The organism is Xanthobacter sp. AM11 (assembly GCF_047444035.1).
In the GTDB taxonomy this organism is placed as follows: domain Bacteria; phylum Pseudomonadota; class Alphaproteobacteria; order Rhizobiales; family Xanthobacteraceae; genus Xanthobacter.
On the sequence record NZ_JBLAOA010000001.1, the window covers coordinates 685360 to 706816 of the forward strand.

The window sequence follows — 21457 nt, forward strand, 5'->3', positions numbered from 1 at the left end:
GTCTCAGGCCGGCCCGTCGTCGGCCGCCCGCGTCAGCCGCGCCGCCTGGCGGCAGAGGCCGGCCGCCAGCGCCCGCACCATGGCCGGGCGCCGCTCGCCCTCTGCGAGGGTCCGCGCCTGGGCCTCCAGGACAAAGGCATCGGCCAGCGGCCGCCATGCTGTTCCCGCCGGGGCGCGCTCCAGATAGCCGGCGAGAACCGCCCGCTCGGCCCGGCCACGGAACTGCGCCAGCATCTCGCCACGCAACACCGCGGCATCCCGGTCATCGGCCGGCGCATCGGCGGCCACCCGCGCCACCTCCCGCTCCAGGGAGGTCAGCAGGTCGGCCACGTCGCACCACGCGCTTTGCCGTTCCGCGGTGCCGTCCCGTCCACCGCGGGCGCCGATGACGACGGCATCGCTGCCCGTCACCAGAACGTGATCAAGATCGAAGCAGCCATGGATGCGCACCAGCGCGCCGCCGGCATCGGCGAACACCGCGCGCAGCCGCTCCGCCAGGGGGCCGGCGAGGGCGTCCAGCTCGCGGCTCCGCTCGGCCACCTCCGCATCCGCCGCGGACAGCACCGAAAGCACGCCGCGCGCCGCCGCGAGGCGATCACCGATGCGCCGGCGCATGGCCTCCATGTCGTCCGTGCCGGCCACCTGCGGCGCGAAGGCCGGGTCGGGAACGGGGGCGGACAGGGCCACATGCAGGTCGCCGAGACGGCGGCCGACGTTGCGCAGCAGCGGGGTGACGCCGGACATCTCCTCCTCGAACCGCTGGTGGGCGCCGTCCGCGGTGGTGGAGGCGGCATCGAGCGCCCGCTGCAGCTGGGCCGTGGTCCAGTCGGAGCCCCGGCCCTGGTGGCGGACATAGGCGTAGACCAGCGCCACCGGCGCCCGCGCCCCCTCGGGATCGCTGCGCGTCACCGCGCCGAGCAGCGCCGGCGCATGGGCAAAGCCGGCTTCGGTGAGGAAGCGGGCCATCTCCTCCTCCCCCGTGTGCCCGAACTCCACCCGGCGGAACAGCTTGACCGCCACCGGACCGGCCAGCACCAGGCTGGCCGCCGGCTCGTCGGCCTCCGCCAGGGTGCCGGCGCTGTCGCGGGGCACCTCCAGCCCGTCCAGATGGGAGGACGGGGAGAAGGCGATGGCGCCGCCGTCGGGCAAGGGCACGGGCACCTTCTGGCGCAGGGCGCGCACCACCCCACGGGCCAGGCCGTCGCGCACCGCCGCATCGGTGAGGAAGCCCACCCGCCGGCCCTGCCGCACCCGGGTGAGGGCCAACTGCTCGGCGATGGCGGGGGGGTGCTCGTCCTCCCAGGCGATGCACAGGGGCATCAGGCAGCGCTCGGTGCGGCCGGAAACCTGCGCCTCGATCTCCGCCAGCGCCACCTCCCGCTCGGTGCCGGGAAGCCGCATGACCCAGGCGACGCGCACCGCGCCGATCTCCCCCTCCTTGCCGGGAAACCAGCGGCGGCGGGCGAGATATTGCGGCAGCGCTTCCTGCTCCAGGAGGGCGCGATGCTGTTCCGAAAGGGCGCCCATGAGGCCGTCGCGGATGACCAGGGTGGCGAATTCCGGCAGTGCCTCCGGCGCCGGATCGCGCCAGGACGGCTCCGCCGCCGTCGCCGAAAGGCGGAAGGCATAAAAGCCGTAGGGCGGCAGCGTGAGCACGAGGGGCGCCCGCCCCAGCGCCGGCAGGCTGGTGCCGCTGACCAGATCCACCGGCACCCGGCGTTCGAACTCGGCAAGGTCCAGCTCCACCCCCTGCAGGGTGCGGGCGAGATTGGCGACGCACAGCACCGCCTCCCCCTCCAGCTCGCGCAGGAAGGCGAGGATGCGCCGGTTGCGCGGGAACAGCAGGCGGAAGCCGCCGCGCCCGAAGGCGGCATTCTGCCGGCGCACCGCCAGGAAGCGGCGGGTCCAGTTGAGCAGGGAATGGGCGTCGCGCTGCTGGGCTTCCACATTCACGGCGGCAAAGCCATAGAGCGGGTCCTGGATCGCCGGCAGGACGAGGCGCTCGGGATCGGCGCGGGAGAAGCCGCCGTTCCGGTCCGGCGACCATTGCATGGGGGTGCGCACCCCGTCGCGGTCGCCCAGGTGGATATTGTCGCCCATGCCGATCTCGTCGCCGTAATAGATCACCGGCGTGCCGGGCAGGGTGAGCAGCAGCGCGTTCATCAGCTCCATACGCCGGCGGTCGCGCTCCAGGAGCGGCGCCAGGCGGCGGCGGATGCCCAGGTTGATGCGCGCCCGCCGGTCCGCCGCATAGACGTTCCACAGATAGTCGCGCTCGGCGTCGGTGACGGTTTCCAGCGTCAATTCGTCGTGGTTGCGCAGGAAGATGGCCCATTGGCAGGTGGCCGGGATGGCCGGAGTCTGGCGCAGGATGTCGGTGACCGGGAAGCGGTCCTCCTTGGCGATGGCCATGTACATGCGCGGCATCAGCGGAAAATGGAACGCCATGTGGCATTCGTCCGCCGCCGCGCCGAAATATTGCTGGGTGTCCTCGGGCCACAGGTTCGCTTCGGCCAGCAGCATCCGGCCGGAATAATGGGCATCCAGATGGGCGCGGATGCGCCGCAGGATGTCGTGGGTTTCCGGCAGGTTGGCGCAATCGGTGCCTTCGCGCTCCACCAGATAGGGCACCGCATCCAGGCGCAGGCCGTCCACCCCGAGGTCGAGCCAGAAGCGCATGACGGACAAGACGCGCTCCAGCACCTGCGGATTGTCGAAATTGAGGTCCGGCTGATGGGCGTAGAAGCGGTGCCAGTAGAACTGGCCGGCCACCTCGTCCCAGGTCCAGTTGGATTTCTCCACGTCGCAGAACACGATGGGCACCCCCGGATAGCCCCGGTCGTCGTCCGCCCAGACATAGATGTCCCGCTCCGGGCTGCCTTTGGGCGCCCGCCGCGCCGCCTGGAACCAGGGGTGCTGGTCGCTGGTGTGGTTGATGACCAGCTCGGTGATCACCCGCAGCCCGCGGGCGTGCGCCTCGGCGATGAAGCGGCGGGCCTCGTCCATGGTGCCATAGTCCGGCGAGACGCCTTCGTAGAGGGAGATGTCGTAGCCGTCATCGCGCCGCGGCGAGGGATAGAAGGGCAGGAGCCAGACGGCGGTGGCGCCGAGATCGGCGATGTAGTCGAGCCGGGAGATGAGGCCGCGGAAATCGCCGATGCCGTCATCATTGGCATCGAAGAACGACTTCACGTGCAGCTGGTAGATGATCGCATCCTTGTACCAGAGCGGATCGTCGCCGGCGGTGACGGGATCAGCCATGGGCGGCACCCCCGGCAGGCGGAAGCATGGCCCGCGCGGCGGGGCTGGGGGCAAGGCGGCACGGGAGGCGAGGGAGGAAGGATCGGGGCACGGCAGTCCTTGAACCGACGCATGGCGGATAGGGGCGGATGCGAGGGCCGGACGGCCCTTCCCCCTTTCAACGCTGCTGGAGCGTGGCGGTTCCGATGCCGTACCGGCCGTGGCGGCGCGCCGAAGCGCCGGCAGCCGTTCTGCCCCGTGAATGGGGCAGCCGGACGGCATGCGGGGGAATGCCGTCCGGCTGGCGCGACCGGCAACGCATCACCGTTCGCGCCGCCCATTTGCCGGATGCCCCACCCCGCCCGCATCCCGAAAATGGAGGATGCCGCAGCTGGTGGATCAACCGAAACGGATGGTACCCATCCGTTTCGAAAAATTGATCCACCATATCGAATAGTTGTGGTTCGACCTGCTTGCGACAGATGGGTTCCATCTGTCGCGGTCGAACCACCAGGCCCGCAGCCGGAACCGTGCATCGAGGATCGCCGGCGCGAAAAAATCCGCGCGGCCGGAACCGCACGGCCCGTCCGGCGTTTTCCGGGATGAGCGGGCTCAGGGAGCCTCCGGCCCGCTCTCCGGCCATATGCGTTGCGGATGCGGACCTTCCCCCGAACGAGGGAGGTGCGCGGCGCAGTCCGCCGGCAGAAGAAGAACGCAGCCACGCTGCCTGCCACGGAGGAATGATCCATGTATGAAGCTGCCCGCCGCCCGCTGAAGGTCTGTGTCGATGGCTCCTGCATCGTGCTTCGCTCGCTCGACGATGCCATCGGTTTCGTGCGTTCCCACCCTGTGCGCGAGCATGCCGAAATGCTGCTCGACCAGATGGAGGCGGCCCGCCTTCCGGATCTGCAACGCCGCGCCTGGGTTGCCTTCGAGACCTTCGCCGATGCCATGCGGCTCGTTCCGGCGGACACCCCGCGCCGGCTGATGTAGCCTTGCGAAACTTCCCGCAGGGCGCGATCGCAGCGCCTGACGGGACACCCGCCGGCCCATAAGGTTTCAGGGCCGGCACCTGCCGGCCCGGGTGGTTTCAGGGCCGAGCGCGCCCGGCCTGCGGTGCCGCCACCCGCCGCCGGAACCCATGCCCCGGGCGACCGGGCTGACTTCCCGAAATTCATTTGGCGCATGCTGCATTGCGGCATAGACTGGAAGGCATCCATGCCGGCACCCTGCGGTGCCGGTGCCTGCCCCCTGCCCCGGCCTTGCCATGACAGCACAACCCGGCGCCCCGTCCGCCCCGCGGCACGGCCACCCGCGCCTGCCCCTGTTCGCCCTCGGCGCTGCCGCCTTCGGCATCGGCACCACGGAATTCGTCATCATGGGGCTGCTGCCCCAGGTGGCGGGCGACCTTGCCGTCACCATTCCGCAGGCGGGACTTCTGGTGACCGGCTATGCCCTTTCGGTGACCTTCGGCTCCCCGTTCCTGGCGGTGGCCACCGCGCGCATGGACCGGCGCCGCGCCCTCTTGCTGCTCATGGGCGTCTTCATCCTCGGCAACCTCCTGTGCGCGCTGGCGCCGTCCTATTGGCTGCTGATGGGCGCGCGGGTGCTCACGGCCCTGTGCCACGGGGCCTTCTTCGGCCTCGGTGCGGTGGTGGCCGCCGCCCTGGTGCTGCCGGGCCGCAAGGCGCAGGCCATCGCCATGATGTTCGCCGGCCTCACCCTCGCCAATGTGCTGGGGGTGCCCGCCGGCACGGCGCTGGGCGAGGCGCTGGGCTGGCGCAGCACCTTCCTTGCGGTGGTGGTCATCGGCTTTGGCGCCGCCGCCGCGCTTGCCGCCTTCCTGCCGCGCAACCTGCCGTTCACGCCCATGCGCCTTGCGGTGGAAGCGCGGGTGCTGGCCAGCCGGCAGGTGGTTCTCGCCATGCTGATCTCGGTGGCGTCCTCCGCCAGCCTGTTCAGCGTCTTCACCTACATCACGCCGCTCCTGACGACGGTGACCGGCCTTGGCACCTCCAGCGTGACGCTGATGCTGCTGCTGTTCGGGGTCGGGCTCACGGTGGGGAACGTCCTGGGCGGCCGCCTTGCCGACTGGCGGCTGATGCCGTCGGTCATCGGCGTGCTCGCGGCCATCGTCCCCCTGCTGGGGCTGTTCGCCTTCACCGTCCAGTGGGCGGTGCCCGCGGCGCTGACGCTGCTGGCCTGGGGCATTGCCGCCTTCGCCCTCATCGCGCCGCTGCAGCTGCGGGTGGTGAACGAGGCGGCGCAGGCGCCCAACCTTGCCTCCACCCTCAACCAGGGCGCCTTCAACTTCGGCAACGCCATAGGCGCCTGGGCCGGCGGGCTCGCCCTGACCCTGGGCCTGCCCTATGGCGACCTGCCCTTCATGGGCGCGGCCATCGCCGGCCTGGCGCTGGCGCTGGCGGCCTTGTCCTGCGCCCTCGACCGGCGCGCGCAGCCCGCCCCGGCGAAGGGAAGCGACGCCGGCCGGCCCGCCCTCGGCCGGGCACCCTGAGGCTGGTGCGGCAGGGCGCCGGCGGCGGGGCGCTCAGTAGCGCTCGGGCACCAGGTGGCGGGCATAGTCCGCCTCCTGATAGCCATGGGCCTTCTGGCGCTTGGGCAGCTCGATCTTCTCGCGCGGCACCTCCTCATAGGGGATGCGCGAAAGCATGTGCGAGATGATGTTGAGCCGCGCCCGCTTCTTGTCGTCGGAATGGGCCACGAACCACGGCGCCCACTGGGTGTCGCTGGCCTCGAACATCTCGTCCCGCGCGCGGGAATAATCATACCAGCGCGAATAGGATTCCAGATCCATGGGCGAGAGCTTCCAGATCTTGCGCGGATCGTCGATACGGCTTTCCATGCGCCGGGTCTGCTCCTCCTCGGAGACTTCCAGCCAGTATTTGAGCAGGATGACGCCGGATTCGACGATGGCCTTTTCCACATAGGGCACTGCGGAAAGGAACTTCTTCGCCATCTCGTCGGTGCAGAAGCCCATGACGCGATCCACCCCGGCCCGGTTGTACCAGGAGCGGTCGAAGATGACGATCTCGCCCGCCGCCGGCAGCAGCGGCAGGTAGCGCTGGATGAACATCTGCGACTTTTCGCGCTCGGTGGGCGGCGGCAGCGCCATCACGCGGAAGGTGCGGGGGCTCACCCGCTCCAAAATCGCCTTGATGACACCGCCCTTGCCGGCGCCGTCCCGCCCCTCGAAGACGACGCACACCTTGGCGCCGGTGTGCTTCGTCCAGAGCTGGAGCTTCACCAGCTCCGCATGCAGGTCCTTGAGCTTGCGCTCATATTCCTTGCGCTTCATCGGCTCCTTGTCCGACGTCCCGCCGTCGGTTCCGTCCTTGTCGGCCATGGCGGCCTCCCTTCTTCTTTTTGTCGGGTCTGGTCCTTCCTGGTGGCGTCACGCCCAGGAGAGGAAGAAGCCCACGTCACCGGGCATGCCGTTCGGCCAGTCGATGATCATGGCCTTGAGCTTGTAGTGGGCCGGGCGCAGGTGGTCGCGCCACAGCTCGAAGGCCTGGCGGGGGCGGCCGGTGAGGGTGTCGGGCCAGCCCTCTTCCGCATTGTTGATGGCGCGGCCCTTGTCGTTGCAGAGGGTGTTGGGGAAGCGCATCACCATGATCTCGGTCTCGCCGCGCTGGGCCGCGAGGCGGATCTTGGTGAGCAGGTTGTGGGTGATCTCCTGCAGCAGCTCGGGGGTCAGGTCGATGGGCTGCGACAGGGTCTTGACCAGTTCGTCGCGCGCCTTGTCGGCGCGGTCCATGGCGGCGATTTCCTTGGAGAGCTTCGCCTGCTCGACTTCCTGCATGTAGGACCGCAGGTCTTCGGCCGACATGAAGGTCTCGTCACCCAGCGTGCTCTGCTTGTTGCTCTGTGCGGATTGCGGCATGGCAGTCTCCCCGTTTTCCCGCGGCGCCCTCGATGGCGGCCGGAGTTTCACCAGATAAGGACGCATGTCCTTAACCGATATCAATCCCTTTCCTGCGACGCCCGCCCGGCGCCAGGGAAATTTCCGCTTTGTCCCCAGCGGCCCCGGCGCCGGAGGGAGGAATGCGCCCTACCGCGAGACCGGCGCGCGCTTCGGCGCCGCGCACAGCAAAAGGCCGGCGCGGGAAGCCGGCGCCGGCCTTGCTGCGAGAATGTTTCTTCCGGCGACTCAGAGCGCCGCGAAGGTCTCGCTGGGAATGCGGAAGAAGCCGCGGCCATTGGCCAGCGTGCGGTAATAGGGGGCAGCGCCCAGGTAAAGGCGCTCGAACCAAGCCTTCGGGGCCACGCCCTCCGGGCAGCGGTCGATGGTGAAGACATCGGCGTTGGGGCTGAAGCGCACATGGATGAGAACGTCGTCGGCCTTCTGGGCCGGGGCTTCGGCAAACTCGACGCGCTTGGCAAGGGCGGACATCACATCATCTCCTCTGGAAGCAGATCATCAAAATTCCCGGAGGGGCGCCCCGCAGAAGCCCCTTCCGCAGGAAGGCACTCCCGGAATGCACGGCCCGCCGGACAGGGCCTTTCCCGCCGGGCACACCGGCAGGAGCGCGCACCCCGGTTGTGCCCGGGGCCGCGCCGTAGGCGCCCGAAGGCGCCCCGTCAACCGCAGCAAGGCTAGAAGCCGGCGAACGACCATTCTTTGATCATGATCAAGGTTTGGGCGTTACATCTTCGGATACCGGCGCGGCAGGCCGCCGCAGGGGCGGGAACGGCCGGCGGCGACGGCAGCAACCGGCCGGGCCGGAGGCACGAAATTTGCTGGATCACAGGGAACTGCGCCACAGTCCGGCGTAGAATGTGCCATTGCCGACCCGCCCCGTCCCGCCGCCCCCGCGCGCGCGGCGGGACGGACGAGCGATCCGAAGGATCATCGACCATGCACATCCTGGTTCTCGGCAGCGGCGTGGTGGGAACCGCTTCCGCTTATTACCTGTCGAAGGCCGGCCATCAGGTCACCGTACTCGATCGCCAGCCGGCCGCGGGCATGGAAACGTCCTTCGCCAATGCGGGGCAGGTCTCCCCCGGCTATTCCGCCCCCTGGGCCGGCCCGGGCATTCCGCTCAAGGCCATCAAGTGGCTGCTGATGCACCATCGCCCGCTGGTGGTGCGGCCGAGCCTTGATCCCGCCCTCTATGTCTGGCTCGCCCGCATGCTCGCCAATTGCACCGAGGCGGCCTACCGCCGCAACAAGGCGCGCATGGTGCGCCTGGCCGAATACAGCCGCGACGCCCTCGACGCCCTGCGCCGGGAAACCGGCATCGCCTATGACGAGCGCACCCTCGGCACGCTCCAGCTTTTCCGCACCGCAAAGCAGCTCGACCACGTGGCCGACGACACCGTGGTGCTCGACGCCCACCAGGTGCGCTACGAGGTGCTGGACCCCGCCGGCTGCATCCGCGCCGAGCCCGCCCTCGCCCGGGTGCGCGAAAAGTTCGTGGGCGGCCTGCGCCTGCCCGGCGACGAGACCGGCGACGCCTTTCTCTTCACCCAGCGGCTCGCCGAAATCTGCGCCCGGCAGGGCGTCATTTTCCGCTACGGCACGAGCGTGGAGGCCCTGCGGCACGACCGCGGGCGGGTGAGCGGGGCGGTGCTCAAGGGCGGCGAGGTGGTGACGGCCGATCTCTACGTGGCGGCCATGGGCAGCTACACGCCGGCGCTGCTGCGGCCCCTGGGCATCCGCCTGCCGGTCTATCCGGTGAAGGGCTATTCCATCACCCTGCCGGTGACCGACCCCGATGCGGCCCCGCGCTCCACGGTGATGGACGAGACCTACAAGGTGGCCATCACCCGCCTCGGCGACCGCATCCGGGTGGGCGGCACCGCCGAGTTGGCCGGCTTCGACCTCACCCTGCGCGAGCCGCGCCGCGCCACGCTGGCCCATTCCGTGGGCGACCTGTTCCCGACCGGCGGCGACATCTCCCGCGCCAGCTTCTGGACCGGCCTGCGCCCCATGACGCCGGACGGAACCCCCATCATCGGCCCCACCGCCCTGCCCAACCTCTTCACCAATACCGGGCACGGCACCCTGGGCTGGACCATGGCCTGCGGCTCGGGCCGGGTGCTCGCCGACCTCATCGGCGGCCGCGCTCCCGACATCGACACCGCCGACCTCGCCATGGCGCGCTACGCCGCCGCCGCCTGAGCGGCCGCGCTCATTTTCCCGCTTCGCCGTGGCCATCATCCAGGGTGGCCCATCCCGAGGGGGTTCCCGTCGGCGGCAGCCGGTCCCGCTCCTGCGGTGTCAGCAGGATATGGGCCTTGGCCAACATGTGGGCGCTGACCGGCGCGGTGAGGAACAGGAACAGGGTGATGAGCAGCTCGTGGATGGAAAAGCTGCCGCGCACCGCCGCGAAATAGACCATGGAGGCGATGAGCAGCGCGCCGATGCCGAGCGTCGTCGCCTTGGTGGGGCCGTGCAGCCGCCGCATCAGATCCGGCAGCCGCGCGAGCCCGAGCGCGCCGACCAGGAGAAAGAAGGCGCCGATGAGGATGAGCCCGGCGACCAGCGCCTCGACCAGGACATGCATGGGGCCGCTCCTATTCAATGACGTTGCCGCGCAGCAGGAACTTGCAGAAGGCCACGGTGGTCACGAACCCCACCATGGCGAACAGCAGCGCCGCCTCGAAATACATGGCGCTGCCGAAGGCGATGCCGCCGAGCACGATGAGCGCGATGGTCTCGATCACCAGCGTATCCAGCGCCAGCACGCGATCGGTGGCGTCCGGCCCCACCACGAGACGGTAGAGCGTGAGCGCGATGGCGAGGCAGATGGCGCCCCCCGCGATGGCGACGGCGGCGGCGATCATTCGAAGATCCTCTTCAGCCGGCGTTCGTAGCGCGCCTTGATGGCGGCCACCGTGGCCTCCGGGTCGCCGGTGTCGAGGCAGTGCACCAGCAGCGCCCGGCCGTCGGCGGAAAGGTCCGCGCTCACCGTGCCCGGCGTCATGGTGATGGTGCCCGCGAGCATGGCGATGGCCTCCGGGGTGGCAAGGTCGAGGGGCACGCTCACATAGCGCGTGCGCAGGCTCTCGCCGCGCCGGAACAGGATCAGCCGCGCCACCTCGATGTTCGACACCACGATGTCCCACAGCACCACCAGCCCATAAGCGGCAATGGTGAGGGGCGCCTTCAGCCGCGGGCGCCCGGGCCAGAAGGGCGCGGTGAGAAGGGGGATGGCGAGGCCGAGGACCAGCCCCAGCACCACCACGCCCGGCGTCACCGCATTCATGAGGAAGACGAAGACGAGGGTGACCAGCACCGTGAGCAGGGGATGGGGCAGCAGGCGCGCGCGCATGTCAGTCTCCCGCCGCAAGCCGCACGTCCGGCCCCAGCACCGCGCCGATATAAGCGGAGCGGTCCAGGGCCTGGGAGGCGGTGAGCCGGAGCAGGTCCGACACCGGCCCGGCCGCCAGCGTCCAGATGGCCAGGAGCCCGACGAGCCCCACCACCGCCGCCACGGGCAGGGCCGGCGGCGGCTTCGTCTCGACCACCGGCCCGCTGGCCCAGAACAGCACCGAGCCCGCCCGCGCGAAGCCGAAGGTCATGAACAGGCTCGCGCCCAGGATGATGGCCCAGATCCACGGCCACGCGGCCGCGCCGCGCACCGCCTCCAGGATCATCACCTTGCCGAGGAAGCCGGACAAAGGCGGCAGCCCCACCAGGGCGATGGCCACGAGGAAGAACAGGCCGCCCAGCAGCGTTTCGCCCGCCATGGCCGGCGCGCTCACCAGCCGGTCGCTGGCGGCGCCGCGCTGCTCCTGCACCAGCCCGGCGATGAGGAAGAGAGCCGCGCCGGCAAGGGTGGAGTGGACGAGGTAATAAAGCCCGGCCGAAAGCCCCGCGGCATCGAACAGGCCGATGGCCACCAGCAGCGTGCCCATGGAGGCGATGACCGCGAAGGCGGCAAGATCGCGCAGGGTGCGGCTGCCCACCAGCCCCGCCGCCCCCACCGCCAGCGTCACCAGCGCCGCCGGAAGCACCAGCGGCGCTGCCGCCAGCGCCAGCGGCCCGGCACCTTCGCCGAACACCAGCCCGTAGACCCGGATGATGGCATAGGCGCCCACCTTGGTCATGATCATGAACATCGCGGCCGCCGGCGCGGAGGTGCCGGCATAGGTGGCCGGAAGCCACCAGTGCAGCGGCACCAGCGCCGCCTTGGTGGCGAACACCAGGAACAGCAGCAGCGCCCCCACCTTCAGCAGCGCGGCATCCGCCGCCGCCACCTGCGGCACCTTCACCGCAAGGTCGGCCATGTTGAGGGTGCCGGTGACGGCATAGATGAGCCCCACCCCCACCAGGAACACCACCGAGGCCAGAAGATTGATGGCCACATACTGGAAGCCCGCCTTCAACCGCGCCGGCCCGCCGCCGTGCAGCATGAGGCCGTAGGAGGCGATCAGCATCACCTCGAAGAAGACGAACAGGTTGAACACGTCGCCGGTGAGGAAGGCGCCGGTGATGCCCATGAGCTGGAACTGGAACAAAGGATGGAAATGGCGCCCGCGCCCGTCCGCGCCGCCTGCCGCATAGAGCACCACGCCCAGGGCGAGCACGGCGGTGAGCAGCAGGAGGGTGGCGGAAAGCCGGTCCAGCACCAAGGTGATGCCGTAGGGTGCCGGCCAGTCGCCCAGCCGGTAGGCGCGGACCGTGCCGTCGCCGGCCTGGGCGAACAGCACGGCGGCGACGCCCACCAGCAGCACCGTGACCGCGATGGAGACCCCGCGCTGCCGGCGCAGGTGGTGGCGCAGCGCCAGAACCAGGAAGGCCGCGGTCATGGCCGGCAGGAGGACCGGCAGGATGATGAGCTGGTCGAGCGGCGCGCTCATGCCTCGCCTCCCTCGTCGCTGTGGCGGGGGGCGTCGAGCGCGCTGCGGTCGGAGCCGGTCTCCAAATAGCCGCGCAGGGCCAGCACCACGATGAGCGCCGTCATGCCGAAGGAGATGACGATGGCGGTGAGCACCAGGGCCTGCGGCAGGGGATCGGTATAGCCGGCCGCGTCCGGCGCGATCACCGGCGGCCGGTCGATGGCGAGGCGCCCCATGGCGAACAGGAAGAGGTTCACCGCATAGGACAGGAAGGTGAGCCCGAGGATCACCGGGAAGGTGTGGGCGCGCAGCAGCAGGTAGATGCCCACGGTGGTGAGCACGCCGATGGCGAGCGCGACAAGCAGCTCCATGGCCTCAGCCCTCCCTGCCGGCAGCGCCGGGCGCGGCGGGTTCCAGGGGAACGTCCATCGGCGCCGCGCTGCGCGGGGCGGGGTCGATGCGCCCGGCGACGCGGGAGAGCTGGGCCAGCGACAGCAGCATCACCCCCACCACGGTGAGGAACACGCCGAGGTCGAAGCCCATGGCCGAGGCCAGCTCGAAATCGCCGACGATCGGCCAGTGCAGGTGCCCGAAGGTGGAGGTGAGGAAGGGCCGGCCGAAGGCCAGGGCGGCAAGGCCGGTGAGGCCGGCGATGGCCACGCCCGCGCCGATCATGGTTTGGGCGTCCACCTTCATGCGCTCCGCCGCCCAGCCGTAGCCGGAGGCGATGTATTGCATGATGAGGGCGATGGCCACCACCAGCCCGGCGATGAAGCCGCCGCCGGGCTCGTTGTGGCCGCGCAGGAAGATGTAGACGCCCACCACCAGCGACAGGGGCAGCAGCACGCGGGTCGCCACCACCAGGATCAGGGGGTGGACGTCCCGCGCCTCCGCCTTGGGCAGCATGGCCTTGACGCGCCGCACCGCCGCGCCCTTCAGCGCCGGGTCCAGCAAGGCGTAGATGGTGAGGGCGGCGATGCCGAGCACGATGATTTCGGCAAAGGTGTCATAGCCGCGGAAGTCCACCAGGATCACGTTCACCACATTGGTGCCGCCCCCGCCCGGCTTGGACTGGGCGAGGTAATATTCGGCGATGGAGGCGCCGTCCCGCGTCATCACCGCATAGGCCAGCCCCGCCACGCCGAGGCCGGCCAGGCCGGCGATGGTGCCGTCGCGCCAGCGCACGGCGCCATCGTCCTCCCGCGGCGTCGCCTTGGGCAGGAGGTTGAGCGCCAGCAGCATGAGGATGGTGGTCACCACGTCCACGCAGATCTGCGTCAGGGCGAGGTCGGGGGCGGAGAACTGCAGGAAGGCCAGCGCCACCACCACCCCCACCACGCCGGTGAGGATAAGCGCCGTCAGCCGCTCGGCATGCAGCGCCAGCACCGCGCCGCTGGCCAGGACGAGGGCGGCGAAGGCGGTGGCCGCCGGCAGGCTCACGGGCAAAGGCGGCCGGGCGCCGGCCGCGTGGGTGGCGCTCCAGAAGCCGTAGCCGCCGACCGCGACCAGCGTCGCCACCGTCACCCCCATGTAGCGCGCCAGCGCGCCGTCATGCAGCAGGCCGAGCCCGCGCCGGCAGGCCACCACCACGCCGGCGGCCGCGGCCTCGAACATGGCCCGCGCATCCACCCGCGGCAGGCGCGCGCGCACCGCTAGCGCCCGCCGGTAGGCGAGCACGAGCGCCGCGCCCCCGGCGAAGGCGAGGAGGCTCATGACGAGGGCCGGGGTGATGCCGTGCCACAGGGCCAGATGATAATCCGGCAGCGGCCCGCCGATCACCGCCCCGGCGGTCAGCGCCACCAGCGGCCCGGCCACGGCGGCGGGGAACAGGCCGATGGCGATGACCGGCACCACCAGCACCGCCACCGGCAGCCACATGCCCGCCGGCGGGTCGTGCGGATGGCGCGGATAATCGTGACGTTCGGCACCCAGGAAGGTGCCGATGGCAAAGCGGGCCGAATAGGCCACCGAGAACACCGCCGCCGCCGTCGCCAGCACCGGGAAGAGGAAATCGGCCCCCAGATAGGAGGTGTGGGCCGCCGCCTCCAGCATCATCTCCTTGGAGAGGAAGCCGTTGAACAGGGGCACCCCGGCCATGGCGGCGCAGGCGAGGAGCGCCAGCGTGCCGGTGATGGGCATCAGCGCCATGAGGCCGCCGAGGCGGCGGATGTCGCGGGTGCCGGCCTCATGGTCCACGATGCCGGCGCTCATGAACAGGGCGGCCTTGAAGGTGGCGTGGTTGACGATGTGGAACACCGCCGCCACCGCCGCCATGGGCGTGCCGAGACCCAGCAGCATGGTCATGAGGCCGAGGTGGCTGACGGTGGAATAGGCCAGCAGACCCTTCAGGTCGTCCTTGAACAGGGCGATCACCGCGCCGACCAGCATGGTGGCGAGCCCCACCGGCGCGACGATGAGGAACCAGGCCTCGGTGCCCGCCAGCACCGGCCACAGCCGCGCCAGCAGGAACACGCCCGCCTTCACCATGGTGGCCGAATGAAGATAGGCCGAGACCGGGGTGGGCGCCGCCATGGCGTGGGGCAGCCAGAAATGGAACGGGAACTGGGCGGACTTGGTGAAGGCGCCCAGCAGCACCAGCAGCAGCGCCGGGACATAGAGCGGCGAAGCCCGCACCATCTCGCCGCGGGCGAGAATCTCCGAGAGCTGGTAGGAGCCCGCCGCCTCACCCACCAGCAACAGGCCGGCGACGAGCGCGAGCCCCCCGCCCCCCGTCACCACCAGCGCCATGCGCGCGCCCTGGCGCGCATCGGCGCGCTTGCGCCAGAAGCCGATGAGCAGGAACGAGGTGAGGCTCGTCAGCTCCCAGAACACCAGCAGGAGGATGATGTTGTCGGACAGCACCACGCCCACCATGGCGCCCTGGAACAGCAGCAGGTAGGCGAAGAAGCGGCCCATGGGGTCTTCGCGCGACAGATAGAAGCGCGCGTAGACGATCACCAGCAGGCCGATGGCGAGGATCATGGCCGCGAAGAAGAAGCCCAGCCCGTCGGCGAACACCGACAGGGAGAGCCCCATGGCCGGAACCCAGGCGACCCCCGCCTTGGGCACCTCGCCGGAGAACACCGCCGGCGCGTGCGACAGGAGCAGGGCAAGGGCAAGCAGCGTCACGCCGCCGGTCGCCGTTGCGCAGGTGTTGCGTCCGGACCGGATCACCAAAGGCGGGATGAGGGCTCCGAGGAAGGGGATCAGGACCACGAACAGCAAGGTCATGCGTCGGGAGCCTCGTCGTGCCTGCGGTCGGGAGAAAGAGGCGCCAACGCCCCGGCGAAGCAGGTCCGGCGCAACGGTGCCGGAACGTGATGCGGGCAGACTAGTGCAGCTTGCCCGGCAAGTCGCCCTCCTCTTTCGCGAGGGCCGATCAGCTTGCGATGCAACCGGACCGGCGTGGACTCTAGTGGTTCGACCTAGTCGCGACAGATGGGAACCATCCGTTTCGGTTGATCCACTAGTGGTAGATGAAGATGCAGGACTGCGGCGCGCCGATGATGTTCTGGGTGGTGGAGCCGAAGAGGAACTCCTTCAGCCCGCGATGGCCATAGGCGCCCATCACCAGCAACTCGACCCCCTCGCCCGCCGCCTGGGCCTGGATCACCCCGGCGGGCGATTCTGAGGACTGCACCGGGCACGGCTCCACCGCATAGCCGTGGAGCCGCAGATAGGCGGCGGCATCGCGGGCGAGCCGCTCGGCGGCGTCCAGGGCGGTGTCCACGCTCAGCACCCGCACGCGCCGGTCGGCCCAGCCGCCGCAGAGGACGAAAAGCTGCAGCGCGCGCATGGACGGCAGGCTGCCGTCATAAGCGAGCAGCACGTCGCCTTCGGGCCCGATCGCCTCCGGGCAGACCAGGATCGGCCGCGGGGTTGCGGCCAGGAGCTGCGCCAGCGTATCCGAATGCGCCTCCGACACCAGGCCCCGGAAGGTGACGTCGTGGCCGGCGATCACCAGGTCGCAGCCGGCGCTGGCCGTGGTCACCTGCTCGAAGGGGTCGCCTGCGAAGCTGAGGCACTCCGGCACGATTCCCGCGGCCGCGCAGTCCCGGTGGAAGGCCGCGTCGAGCCGTTCACGCAGCGTCTCCGCCTGCGCCCGGAGGCCGGTTTCCATCTGGGCGTGATAGGCCGCCCCGCCGATGGCGCCGGGCATCGGCGCCTCGATGAAGGCAAGGTCGATGCCCGCAAGGCCGATGAGGCGCACCCCCAGGGTGCCGGCGAGCCTGCGGGCATAGGCGCCGGCAGCAATGCTGGAAGGGCTCTCGCCAAGCAGGAGCAGCGCGCTCTTCATCATTTCCGTTTTCTCCATGCACCGCGGAACTGGCCTTGGGGGAGAGCCGCACGGGCGGGAAACCGGAAACCCGCCTCGCCATGCCCGTCCCAGGGCCGGTCCATCACCGGTTCCGCGTCGTCGCGCGGGTCCGGCCCCGATGGCAGATAGAGACGGATAAACCGGCGCTTCTCAAGGGGCGGCCGGCGCGATTGTCGGGGATGGGATGTGGCGCGTTCTCTTTCTCAAATTTAGAGGGCGATTCACCGAGCAAATTGACTCAATTTGCTCGGATCGCGCTCCAGAGCACGCGCCGATCAGCTTGCATCGCAAGCTGATCGGACAACGCGTTCTCTTTCTCAAGTTTAGAGGGCGATTCACCGAGCAAATTGACTCAATTTGCTCGGATCGCGCTCTAAAGCCGCCGCAGGCTCACCTCGGCCACTTCATGGTCGCCGGCCTTGCGCAGGATCAGGTCCGCGCGCTGGCGCGTGGGCAGGATGTTCTCGGTCAGGTTCGGCTGGTTGATGCGCCGCCAGATGGACAGGGCGGTGGCCCGCGCCTCGTCCTCGGTGAGCTGGGAATAGCGGTGGAAGTAGGACAAAGGGTCCTTGAAGGCGGTGGCCCGCAGGCGCATGAAGCGCTCCACGTACCAGCGCTCGATCACGTCCTCGTCGCCGTCGATATAGACCGAGAAGTCGAAGAAGTCGGAGACGAAGGGAATCGCCTTGCCGTCCTTCGGCGGGCGCGTGGTCTGCAGCACGTTCAGCCCCTCGACGATGAGGATGTCCGGCCGGTCGATCTCCACATATTTGTCCGGCATCACGTCATAGAAGAAGTGGGAGTAGATCGGCGCGCGCACCGGGCGGCGGCCGGCCTTGATGTCGGTGAGGAAGCGCAGCAGCAGCGGCAGGTCGTAGCTTTCGGGGAAGCCCTTCTTCTCCATCAGCCCCTCGCGCTCCAGGATGGCGTTGGGCAAAAGGAAGCCGTCGGTGGTCACCAGGTCCACCTTCGGCGTGTTGGGCCAGCGCGCCAGCAGCGCCTGCAGCACGCGGGCGGTGGTGGACTTGCCCACCGCCACCGACCCCGCCACGCCGATGATGTAGGGCATCTTGCCCTCGCCGGTGATCTCCTCGCGATGGTCGAGGAAGTGGCTCATGGCGCGGAACAGCTTCTGCGTCGCCGCCACATAGAGGGAGAGCAGGCGCGAGAGCGGGAGGTAGATTTCCTCCACCTCCTGCATGGAGAGGTGGACGCCGAGGCCTTCCAGGCGGGCGATTTCATCCGGGCGCAGCGTCATGGGGGTGTCGCGGCGCAGCTTCGCCCATTCGGCCCGGGAGAAGGAGCGGTAGGGGGAAAGGCCGGGGTCGAGGGGCCGGTCCATCAGGATGCTTTCTTCTCAGCCGGAGTGACGCGAGGCTTTTTCGGCAAGGCCGGACTGGCCGGTGCGGCGGGCCAGCTCGGCATGAATGTCGGCCAGCGCCACCCCCCGCGCCTTCAGCACCACCAGCAGGTGATAGAGAAGGTCGCTCGCCTCGCAGACGAGCTGCGCCTCGTCGCCGCTGACGGCGGCGATCACCGTCTCCACCGCCTCCTCGCCCAGCTTCTGGGCGCATTTGGCGATGCCCTTGTCCAAAAGGGAGCGGGTGTAGGAGGCGCCCGCATCCGCCGCGGCCCGGGCGGCGACGATGGCTTCGAGGTCGGCGAGGGTGAAGCTGTCGCTCATGGCGCGAGCCCCGGCAGGAGGGACGGGAACAAAGGAAGCGGCAGGGCCGGGAGCCCTACACATCGAGGCGCACCGGCAGGCCCGCCTGCGCAAGGCATTCCTTCGCCTCGCGGATGGTGAAGGTGCCGAAATGGAAGATGGACGCCGCCAGCACGGCCGAGGCCCCGCCCTCGCGGATGCCGTCCACCAGGTGATCCAGCGTGCCGACGCCGCCGGAGGCGATGACCGGCACGTGCACCGCGTCCGAAACGGCGCGGGTCAGGGCGCAATCGAAGCCCTTGCCGGTGCCGTCCCGGTCCATGGAGGTGAGCAGGATCTCGCCGGCGCCCAGATCCACCACCTCGCGGGCATACTGGATGGCGTCGATGCCCGTGGGCTTGCGCCCGCCATGGGTGAAGATCTCCCAGCGGTCCGCCTCGCCCGGCGCCGACACCTTCTTGGCGTCGATGGCCACCACGATGCACTGCTCGCCGAACTTCTCCGCCGCCTCGCCCACGAAGGCGCGGCGGTTCACGGCGGCGGTGTTGATGGACACCTTGTCGGCGCCCGCATGCAGAAGGGTGCGCACATCGTCCACCGTGCGCACGCCGCCGCCCACCGTGAGCGGCATGAAGCACTGCTCGGCGGTGCGCTGCACCACGTCCAGGATGGTGCCGCGGTTCTCGTGGCTGGCGGTGATGTCGAGGAAGGTGAGCTCGTCGGCGCCGGCGGCATCATAGGCGCGCGCGGCTTCCACCGGATCGCCGGCGTCGCGCAGGTCCACGAACTGGACGCCCTTCACCACGCGGCCGTCCTTCACGTCGAGGCAGGGGATGACGCGGACCTTCAGCATGGCACACCTATCGTCCGGCCACCAGCGCCAGCGCCTCGCGGGGGTCGAGCCGCCCGTCATAGAGCGCGCGGCCGGTGATGGCGCCTTCCAGCTTCATGGCCCGGGGCTCCAGCAGCGCCTCGATGTCGGCGAGGGAGGCGAGGCCGCCGGAGGCGATCACCGGCAGGCTGACCGCCTCGGCCAGCGCCACGGTGGCATCGAGATTGAGCCCCTTCAGGAGGCCGTCGCGGGCGATGTCGGTGTAGATGATGGCGGTAACGCCCGCATCCTCGAACCGCCGGGCGATGTCCACGGCGGCGAGCTCGGAGGTCTCCGCCCAGCCTTCCACGGCCACCTTGCCGTCGCGGGCATCGAGGCCCACCACGATGCGGCCGGGATGGGCCTTGGCCGCCTGCTTCACGAACTCGGGGTCGCGCACCGCCGCGGTGCCGAGGATGACGCGGGTGACGCCCTTCTCCAGCCAGCCGTCCACGGTGCGCATGTCGCGGATGCCGCCGCCGAGCTGCACCGGAATGGAGACGCTCTCCAGGATGCGCTCCACCGCCGCCGCGTTCACCGGCTTGCCGGCGAAGGCGCCGTCCAGGTCCACCAGATGCAGGTAGCGGAAGCCCAAAGTCTCGAATTCGGCCGCCTGGGCGGCGGGGTCGCGGTTGAACACGGTGGCCCGCGCCATGTCGCCCTGTTCAAGGCGCACGGCGAGGCCGTCTTTCAGGTCGATGGCCGGAAAAAGGATCACGGATGCCACTTCAGGAAATTCGCGAGGAGCGCGAGGCCCAGCCTCTGGCTCTTCTCGGGGTGGAACTGGGTGCCGGCCACATTGTCGCGCGCCACCATGGCGGTGATGGTGCCGCCATAATCGGTGGTGGCCACAAGGTCGAGCCCGTCGGCCGGCTTGAGGTGGTAGGAGTGGACGAAATAAGCGTTGAGGCCGGCTTCTCCGGTGGGGATGCCGGCCAGCAGCGGGTGCTCGCGCGCCGTCTGCAGGGTGTTCCAGCCCATGTGGGGGATTTTCAGGGCGGGGTCGTTGGGGGCGATGCGGTCCACCTCGCCGCGGATCCAGCCGAGGCCGGCGGTCTGCCCATGCTCCAGCCCGCGCTCGGCCAGAAGCTGCAGGCCGACGCAGATGCCGAGGAAGGGCCGGCCCCTCGCCTGCACCGCCTCGGTCATGGCCTCCACCATGCCGGGCACGGCGTCGAGGCCGGCGCGGCAATCGGCGAAGGCGCCCACGCCGGGCAGCACCACCCGGTCGGCGGTGCGCACCACCTCCGGGTCGCTGGTGACGACGACGCGCTCGGCGCCCACATCCAGGGCGGCCCGCTCCATGGCCTTGGCGGCGGAGTGCAGGTTGCCGGAATTATAGTCGATGATGGCCACCGTCACGGCTCACGCCCCCGGAAAGGCGCCGATGACGCCGCTGGGCGCCCCCATCGGCATGCCGGTGCGGAAGGGCGGGATGGAGGGGGCGGGGCGGGGCCCGGACCAGTGGGAGAAGAAGCGATGCTCCGCCTCCGCCCGGCCCTCCGCCATCACCACCCCGACTTCGCCATAGCCGAGCCGGGCGAGCTTGCGCAGCCGCAGGCCGGGCAGCTCGAAGGCCAAGAGCAGGTGGAAGCCGGCCATCACGATGTCCGGCACCACGTCGGGAAGCCCGCCATATTCCACCGCCGCCAGCAGCAGCGCCGCCACCGCCACATAGGCGGCGAACACCAGCCAGAGGCGGAAGCGCAGCAGCACCAGGGGCGCGAACAGCAGCGTCACCCAGGAGAATTTTTCGCGCACGAAGACGGCGTGGCCGGCGGCCTCCGCCGCGGTGTCGCCGGGATGCTCCCGTGTCATGACGGTCCAGATGCCCATGGCCAGCTCCTAGCTTCCCAGCGCGCCCTTGGTGGAGGGGATTTCCCCCGCCGCCGCGAGGTCCACCGCCACCGCCTGCCGCAGCACGCGGGCAAGGCCCTTGAAGCAGCTTTCCGATATATGGTGGGCGTTGACGCCGTAGAGCGTCTCCACGTGCAGCGTCACCCCGGCGCTGGAGGCGAAGGCCTGGAAGAACTCGCGCACCAGCTCGGTGTCGAATTCACCGATCTTGGCCACCGCAAATTCGGTGCGGAACACCAGGAACGGCCGGCCGGAAATGTCGAGGGCGACGCGGGTGAGCGTCTCGTCCATGGGCAGGAGCACGTCCGCATAGCGGGTGATGCCGCGCATGTCGCCCAGCGCCTTGCGCACCGCCTGGCCCAGCACGATGCCCACGTCTTCCGTGGTGTGGTGGAAGTCCACATGCAGGTCGCCCACGGCCTTGATGTCGAGGTCGAAGCGGGCATGGCGCGCGAGCAGATCCAGCATATGATCGAGAAAACCGATGCCGGTGGAGATGGCAGCCTTCCCCGTTCCGTCGAGATCGACGGTGAGGGCGACGCGGGTCTCCTTTGTCTCGCGGACGATTTCAGCCTGGCGCATGGAATTCCTCCAAGGCCGCGGGTTCTATCAGCAACGCCGCTGCGACGCCATATGGCGAAGAGATGACGCGCGTGCACTTGAATACCGTCGCGACGCACGCGCCGGACGCCTCCCTCTCGCC

General features: G+C 69.9%; 21 protein-coding genes. 3 read left to right on the top strand and 18 right to left on the bottom strand.

Annotated features, from left to right (window positions below; all coding sequences use genetic code 11):
• Window positions 1–3: 3 nt before the first annotated feature.
• Window positions 4–3261, bottom strand: coding sequence for a maltose alpha-D-glucosyltransferase (gene treS / locus ACI7BZ_RS03280; protein WP_414115766.1), 3258 nt, complete (start codon window positions 3259–3261; stop codon window positions 4–6).
• A gap of 726 nt (window positions 3262–3987) precedes the next feature.
• Here treS and ACI7BZ_RS03285 point away from each other — a divergent pair.
• Both ACI7BZ_RS03285 and ACI7BZ_RS03290 read left to right on the top strand, forming a co-directional pair.
• Window positions 3988–4233, top strand: a complete 246-nt coding sequence (locus tag ACI7BZ_RS03285) for a hypothetical protein (RefSeq protein WP_414115767.1) — start codon at window positions 3988–3990, stop codon at window positions 4231–4233.
• Between the two features lie 274 nt (window positions 4234–4507).
• A complete protein-coding gene (locus ACI7BZ_RS03290) occupies window positions 4508–5755 on the top strand; it encodes an MFS transporter (protein ID WP_414115768.1) in 1248 nt (415 codons plus the stop codon).
• A 33-nt stretch (window positions 5756–5788) separates the two neighbouring features.
• Here the strand turns inward: ACI7BZ_RS03290 and ppk2 are convergent, their stop codons facing one another.
• The 3 genes from ppk2 to ACI7BZ_RS03305 form a co-directional block, all read right to left on the bottom strand.
• Window positions 5789–6604, bottom strand: coding sequence for a polyphosphate kinase 2 (ppk2, locus tag ACI7BZ_RS03295; protein WP_414115769.1), 816 nt, complete (start codon window positions 6602–6604; stop codon window positions 5789–5791).
• A 48-nt stretch (window positions 6605–6652) separates the two neighbouring features.
• Window positions 6653–7141, bottom strand: a complete 489-nt coding sequence (locus tag ACI7BZ_RS03300) for a hypothetical protein (protein WP_414115770.1) — start codon at window positions 7139–7141, stop codon at window positions 6653–6655.
• A 267-nt stretch (window positions 7142–7408) separates the two neighbouring features.
• The gene (locus ACI7BZ_RS03305; RefSeq protein ID WP_414115771.1) at window positions 7409–7651 is read right to left on the bottom strand and encodes a hypothetical protein; all 243 of its coding nucleotides are present in this window, start codon (window positions 7649–7651) and stop codon (window positions 7409–7411) included.
• Between the two features lie 465 nt (window positions 7652–8116).
• On the opposite strand from ACI7BZ_RS03305, the gene ACI7BZ_RS03310 reads away from it, so the two are divergent.
• Window positions 8117–9382, top strand: coding sequence for a D-amino acid dehydrogenase (locus tag ACI7BZ_RS03310; protein WP_414115772.1), 1266 nt, complete (start codon window positions 8117–8119; stop codon window positions 9380–9382).
• Between the two features lie 10 nt (window positions 9383–9392).
• On the opposite strand, the gene ACI7BZ_RS03315 is transcribed toward ACI7BZ_RS03310, so the two are convergent.
• From ACI7BZ_RS03315 to hisB, 14 genes are all read right to left on the bottom strand, one after another.
• Window positions 9393–9767: a Na+/H+ antiporter subunit G gene (locus tag ACI7BZ_RS03315; RefSeq protein ID WP_414115773.1), complete on the bottom strand. Its 375-nt coding sequence runs from the start codon at window positions 9765–9767 to the stop codon at window positions 9393–9395.
• Between the two features lie 10 nt (window positions 9768–9777).
• Window positions 9778–10047 carry a K+/H+ antiporter subunit F gene (locus ACI7BZ_RS03320; protein WP_414115774.1) on the bottom strand — a complete coding sequence of 90 codons (270 nt, stop codon included), beginning with the start codon at window positions 10045–10047 and terminating at the stop codon, window positions 9778–9780.
• Complete coding sequence (locus tag ACI7BZ_RS03325) at window positions 10044–10535, bottom strand: Na+/H+ antiporter subunit E (RefSeq protein ID WP_414115775.1); 492 nt, start codon at window positions 10533–10535, stop codon at window positions 10044–10046. Before ACI7BZ_RS03325 ends, ACI7BZ_RS03320 begins: the two co-directional genes overlap by 4 nt.
• Before the next feature lies 1 nt (window position 10536).
• The gene (locus tag ACI7BZ_RS03330; RefSeq protein WP_414115776.1) at window positions 10537–12066 is read right to left on the bottom strand and encodes a monovalent cation/H+ antiporter subunit D; all 1530 of its coding nucleotides are present in this window, start codon (window positions 12064–12066) and stop codon (window positions 10537–10539) included.
• Complete coding sequence (locus tag ACI7BZ_RS03335; RefSeq protein ID WP_414115777.1) at window positions 12063–12416, bottom strand: Na+/H+ antiporter subunit C; 354 nt, start codon at window positions 12414–12416, stop codon at window positions 12063–12065. Before ACI7BZ_RS03335 ends, ACI7BZ_RS03330 begins: the two co-directional genes overlap by 4 nt.
• Before the next feature lie 4 nt (window positions 12417–12420).
• Complete coding sequence (locus tag ACI7BZ_RS03340; RefSeq protein WP_414115778.1) at window positions 12421–15276, bottom strand: monovalent cation/H+ antiporter subunit A; 2856 nt, start codon at window positions 15274–15276, stop codon at window positions 12421–12423.
• Window positions 15277–15511: 235 nt separating this feature from the next.
• Complete coding sequence (locus ACI7BZ_RS03345; RefSeq protein ID WP_414115779.1) at window positions 15512–16345, bottom strand: universal stress protein; 834 nt, start codon at window positions 16343–16345, stop codon at window positions 15512–15514.
• Between the two features lie 391 nt (window positions 16346–16736).
• Complete coding sequence (gene coaA, locus ACI7BZ_RS03350; protein ID WP_414115780.1) at window positions 16737–17705, bottom strand: type I pantothenate kinase; 969 nt, start codon at window positions 17703–17705, stop codon at window positions 16737–16739.
• A gap of 15 nt (window positions 17706–17720) precedes the next feature.
• Entirely contained in the window at window positions 17721–18047 is a 327-nt protein-coding gene (locus ACI7BZ_RS03355) for a phosphoribosyl-ATP diphosphatase (protein WP_414115781.1), read from the bottom strand.
• A 55-nt stretch (window positions 18048–18102) separates the two neighbouring features.
• Window positions 18103–18879: an imidazole glycerol phosphate synthase subunit HisF gene (gene hisF, locus ACI7BZ_RS03360; RefSeq protein WP_414115782.1), complete on the bottom strand. Its 777-nt coding sequence runs from the start codon at window positions 18877–18879 to the stop codon at window positions 18103–18105.
• 7 nt (window positions 18880–18886) lie between these two features.
• Window positions 18887–19624, bottom strand: coding sequence for a 1-(5-phosphoribosyl)-5-[(5-phosphoribosylamino)methylideneamino]imidazole-4-carboxamide isomerase (gene hisA / locus ACI7BZ_RS03365; protein ID WP_414115783.1), 738 nt, complete (start codon window positions 19622–19624; stop codon window positions 18887–18889).
• On the bottom strand, window positions 19612–20259 hold the full coding sequence (gene hisH, locus ACI7BZ_RS03370; protein ID WP_414115784.1) for an imidazole glycerol phosphate synthase subunit HisH: 648 nt from the start codon (window positions 20257–20259) through the stop codon (window positions 19612–19614). Before hisH ends, hisA begins: the two co-directional genes overlap by 13 nt.
• Before the next feature lie 3 nt (window positions 20260–20262).
• Window positions 20263–20733, bottom strand: coding sequence for a DUF2628 domain-containing protein (locus ACI7BZ_RS03375; RefSeq protein ID WP_414115785.1), 471 nt, complete (start codon window positions 20731–20733; stop codon window positions 20263–20265).
• A 9-nt stretch (window positions 20734–20742) separates the two neighbouring features.
• Window positions 20743–21336, bottom strand: coding sequence for an imidazoleglycerol-phosphate dehydratase HisB (hisB, locus tag ACI7BZ_RS03380; protein WP_414115786.1), 594 nt, complete (start codon window positions 21334–21336; stop codon window positions 20743–20745).
• Window positions 21337–21457: the final 121 nt, after the last annotated feature.

What these genes read in the sequence shown, in the direction of transcription:
- ACI7BZ_RS03285 (WP_414115767.1), top strand. Translation starts at nt 3,988, where the DNA reads ATGTATGAAGCTGCCCGCCGCCCGCTGAAGGTCTGTGTCGATGGCTCC.
- ACI7BZ_RS03290 (WP_414115768.1), top strand. Translation starts at nt 4,508, where the DNA reads ATGACAGCACAACCCGGCGCCCCGTCCGCCCCGCGGCACGGCCACCCG.
- ACI7BZ_RS03345 (WP_414115779.1), bottom strand. Translation starts at nt 16,345, where the DNA reads ATGATGAAGAGCGCGCTGCTCCTGCTTGGCGAGAGCCCTTCCAGCATT.
- ACI7BZ_RS03310 (WP_414115772.1), top strand. Translation starts at nt 8,117, where the DNA reads ATGCACATCCTGGTTCTCGGCAGCGGCGTGGTGGGAACCGCTTCCGCT.
- treS (WP_414115766.1), bottom strand. Translation starts at nt 3,261, where the DNA reads ATGGCTGATCCCGTCACCGCCGGCGACGATCCGCTCTGGTACAAGGAT.
- ACI7BZ_RS03325 (WP_414115775.1), bottom strand. Translation starts at nt 10,535, where the DNA reads ATGCGCGCGCGCCTGCTGCCCCATCCCCTGCTCACGGTGCTGGTCACC.
- hisF (WP_414115782.1), bottom strand. Translation starts at nt 18,879, where the DNA reads ATGCTGAAGGTCCGCGTCATCCCCTGCCTCGACGTGAAGGACGGCCGC.
- ACI7BZ_RS03300 (WP_414115770.1), bottom strand. Translation starts at nt 7,141, where the DNA reads ATGCCGCAATCCGCACAGAGCAACAAGCAGAGCACGCTGGGTGACGAG.
- ACI7BZ_RS03330 (WP_414115776.1), bottom strand. Translation starts at nt 12,066, where the DNA reads ATGAGCGCGCCGCTCGACCAGCTCATCATCCTGCCGGTCCTCCTGCCG.
- coaA (WP_414115780.1), bottom strand. Translation starts at nt 17,705, where the DNA reads ATGGACCGGCCCCTCGACCCCGGCCTTTCCCCCTACCGCTCCTTCTCC.
- ACI7BZ_RS03355 (WP_414115781.1), bottom strand. Translation starts at nt 18,047, where the DNA reads ATGAGCGACAGCTTCACCCTCGCCGACCTCGAAGCCATCGTCGCCGCC.
- ACI7BZ_RS03320 (WP_414115774.1), bottom strand. Translation starts at nt 10,047, where the DNA reads ATGATCGCCGCCGCCGTCGCCATCGCGGGGGGCGCCATCTGCCTCGCC.
- ACI7BZ_RS03375 (WP_414115785.1), bottom strand. Translation starts at nt 20,733, where the DNA reads ATGGGCATCTGGACCGTCATGACACGGGAGCATCCCGGCGACACCGCG.
- ppk2 (WP_414115769.1), bottom strand. Translation starts at nt 6,604, where the DNA reads ATGGCCGACAAGGACGGAACCGACGGCGGGACGTCGGACAAGGAGCCG.
- ACI7BZ_RS03305 (WP_414115771.1), bottom strand. Translation starts at nt 7,651, where the DNA reads ATGTCCGCCCTTGCCAAGCGCGTCGAGTTTGCCGAAGCCCCGGCCCAG.
- ACI7BZ_RS03335 (WP_414115777.1), bottom strand. Translation starts at nt 12,416, where the DNA reads ATGGAGCTGCTTGTCGCGCTCGCCATCGGCGTGCTCACCACCGTGGGC.
- ACI7BZ_RS03340 (WP_414115778.1), bottom strand. Translation starts at nt 15,276, where the DNA reads ATGACCTTGCTGTTCGTGGTCCTGATCCCCTTCCTCGGAGCCCTCATC.
- ACI7BZ_RS03315 (WP_414115773.1), bottom strand. Translation starts at nt 9,767, where the DNA reads ATGCATGTCCTGGTCGAGGCGCTGGTCGCCGGGCTCATCCTCATCGGC.
- hisB (WP_414115786.1), bottom strand. Translation starts at nt 21,336, where the DNA reads ATGCGCCAGGCTGAAATCGTCCGCGAGACAAAGGAGACCCGCGTCGCC.